The following is a 2,809-nucleotide window of genomic DNA, read 5'->3' as shown; positions in this document are numbered from 1 at the left end:
GACTTGGACCTGTGGGAAGCTCCTTTGGAGGCTTGGCGAGAATGTGCGAAAAATGGCGCGGCCGGAGCCAATCTCGGGATCGCGGCCACACCACCTCTGGAGATCTGCCGCGCACGATTACGACGCGATAGCGTGTTTCGAGATAGCGCGCACCACTTCACGGCGCGTTTCGATGCCATGCTCGCGGAACTTGCCCCCGACCTGGATGACGGCCGCTTCAAAGTGCTTGCCCAGACCCGGTCGGCCAAGTGTTTTCGCCTGGTGGGCTGTGCGCTTGGCGCATTTCCCATCGTTGAGGCACTGAAACGGAAACGCCCCTAGAGCGTGTCGCTCTTGATCGGATTCGGGATTCCCCTGGCGCGACGGTTGTGATTCCCTGCCCTTGAGGCAGATGTAGGGGATCAGAATGGGCAAACCGCATCCCATGGCGCTCCGAGAGCGTGCTGTGGCTTTGGTGGAAGAAGGGCACACCCATACCGCAGCGGCGCGGCAGTTGCGGGTGTCCATCAAGTTCGTCAACGACATGGTGCGTCTCAAGCGCGAGACCGGGGCGCTTGCTCCGAAACGGCAGGGCAATCCCGGGCGCGGCAAGCTGACCTGTGTGACCGCGTGGGTGCGGGACCAGATCGCGAACCAGCCCGATCTGACCATCGACGAACTCGCCGCCAAACTCGAGGCGCAGCACGGCCTTCAGGTTCATCGTTCGTCGGTCGGCCGACTGCTGCACCGGCTCGGGCTCAGTCACAAAAAAAGACCTGCAGGCGGCTGAGCAGAAACGCCCCGATGTCGCGCTCGCGCGCCACGTCTGGATCGCTCGCCGACAGCCCTTCATGCGCAACGCCTTGGAACGGCTGGCTTTCATAGACGAGACCTCCGTCAAGACCAACATGGTCAAGACCACAGGATGGGCGCCAGTGGGCGCTCGGCTCCCAGATCATGCGCCGTTCGGCCACTGGCGCACGCAAACCTTCGTGGCAGCCCTGCGCCACGACCGGCTCGATGCGCCGTGGGTCATCGACGGTGCGATGAACCGTGAGTGGTTCGAGCGCTACGTGGACACACAGCTCGTCCCGACCTTGCGCCGGGGAGATGTCGTGATCCTCGACAACCTGTCGAGCCACAAGAGCCCACGCGCCGCAGATGCGCTCCGGGAAATCGGCGCCTGGTTCCTCTTCCTTCCGCCCTACAGCCCCGACCTCAACCCCATCGAGATGGCGTTCTCGAAACTCAAGGCACTGATCAGGAAGGCTGCGGCCAGGACCTATGACGAGCTATGGGCCGCCGTCGGCAGAGTCTGCGACCTCTTCACCGAAGAGGAGTGCTTCAACTACTTCCAAGCCGCAGGATACAGAACCGATTAAACGCGACACGCTCTAGTGTTCTGAGTCTGACGCTTGCTACCGGTTTCCCCGAATTTCATCGAGGGCGTTCAGCGCGCGGCGTTCTCTGGCGAGGATGTCCTCTGCCGATTTGGTCCAGGTGAAGGGCTTCGGGCTGGAGTTATGCTGGAGGAGGTAGTCGTAGATGGCGGCCTCGAGGTCGCCGACGCTGGCGTAGCTGCCGCGGCGGATGCGCCTGGCCGTGATCTCGGCGAAGAACCGTTCGACCATGTTCAGCCACGACGCGCTGGTCGGCGTGAAATGCAGGTGGAAGCGCGGGTGTTTTTCCAACCACGCCGTCACCTCCGGCGTCTTGTGGGTGGCGTAGTTGTCGAGAACCAGGTGGACCTCGCGCGCCTTTGGGACGGAGCGGTCGATGCGGCGCAGGAACCGCAGGAACTCCTTCGCCCGGTGGCGGGGCAGGCATTCTCCGATCACCTGGCCCGACTTTACATCGAGCGCCGCGAACAGGGTGGTCGTGCCATGGCGCCTGTAATCGTGGGTCATCGTGGCCGCGCGGCCCTTCTTCAGGGGTAATCCCGGCTGGGTCCGGTCGAGCGCTTGGATCTGCGACTTCTCGTCGACGCAGAGCACCACCGCCCGCTCCGGCGGGTCGAGGTAGAGCCCGACGATGTCGGTGACCTTCTCCTCGAACATCGGATCGTTCGAGACCTTGAAGGACTTCGTCAGATGCGGCTTCAGCCCCGCCTCCGCCCATATGCGGCCCACACTCGACGGCGAGATTCCGACCGCCTCGGCCATCAGCCTGCGGGTCCAGTGGGTGGCGTTGGGAGGGCTCTCCTGTACCGTCTTCGCGATCACCTTCAGGCGCGTCTCCCGCGGCAGCGGCGGTACCCGCGACGGCCGGGTCTTGTCACGCTTCAGGCCGTCCACGCCCTCGTGGAGGAACCGCTCCTGCCAGCGCCAGACGGTGGGCTTCGACGTCTTCGTGCGCCGCATGATCTCGCCCGTACCGTGACCGTCCGCCGTCGCCAGCACGATCCCCGCTCGCCAGACGAGCTTGCGTGGGGTGTTCCGGTCGGCGAGCAGAGATTGGAGTTCAGCTCGGTCATCGGGGCTCAGGTACAGGCAGATGTCATCGCGTCTCATGCTCCGACACTGACACGTCCGGCCGGAACATGGAATCCTCCGTCAGGTGCAGAACACTAGAGTCCGGCGGAGCGAGAGGACCGGACGATGAAGCGATCGAAGTTCAGCGAGGAGCAGGTCATTGCGATCCTGCGGGAGCAGGGTCGACCCATGCGGTCGACGGGGCGAAGACAGCGGATGTGTGCCGGTGGCACGGCCTCTCGAGCGCGACCTTCTATGCGTGGAGGGCCAAGTATGGCGGCATGGAGCCGCCGGATGCCAGGCGGCTGAAGGCCCTCGCGGCCGGAACCCGGCAGCTGAAGCGGCCCTACCCCGACCGG

3 protein-coding genes and 1 pseudogene are annotated in these 2,809 nt (G+C 64.4%); 3 read left to right on the top strand and 1 reads right to left on the bottom strand.

Annotated features, from left to right (window positions below; all coding sequences use genetic code 11):
* Together I6U14_RS17410 and I6U14_RS17405 are read left to right on the top strand one after the other, a co-directional pair.
* Positions 1–321, top strand: a 321-nt coding sequence (locus tag I6U14_RS17410; RefSeq protein WP_296901042.1) for a hypothetical protein, incomplete at its 5' end; no start/stop codon positions are given.
* Positions 322–406: 85 nt separating this feature from the next.
* Positions 407–1,361 (top strand): IS630 family transposase gene (locus I6U14_RS17405; protein WP_296901040.1). Its coding sequence is split into 2 segments (ribosomal slippage): positions 407–745 and positions 747–1,361, totalling 954 coding nucleotides; the frame shifts between segments, so codons are not numbered across the junction.
* A 36-nt stretch (positions 1,362–1,397) separates the two neighbouring features.
* Here the strand turns inward: I6U14_RS17405 and I6U14_RS17400 are convergent.
* Positions 1,398–2,489: an IS630 family transposase gene (locus tag I6U14_RS17400; protein ID WP_296901038.1), complete on the bottom strand. Its 1,092-nt coding sequence runs from the start codon at positions 2,487–2,489 to the stop codon at positions 1,398–1,400.
* An 87-nt stretch (positions 2,490–2,576) separates the two neighbouring features.
* Between I6U14_RS17400 and I6U14_RS17395 the strand changes: the two are divergent.
* A pseudogene (locus I6U14_RS17395) lies at positions 2,577–2,809 on the top strand (transposase); the annotation flags it as partial.

The sequence above is a fragment of the Thiohalocapsa sp. genome, assembly GCF_019695415.1.
Taxonomy (GTDB): Bacteria; Pseudomonadota; Gammaproteobacteria; order Chromatiales; family Chromatiaceae; genus Thiohalocapsa.
The sequence above is the reverse complement of the archived record's forward strand: the minus strand, read 5'-3'. Positions and strand labels throughout refer to the sequence as shown.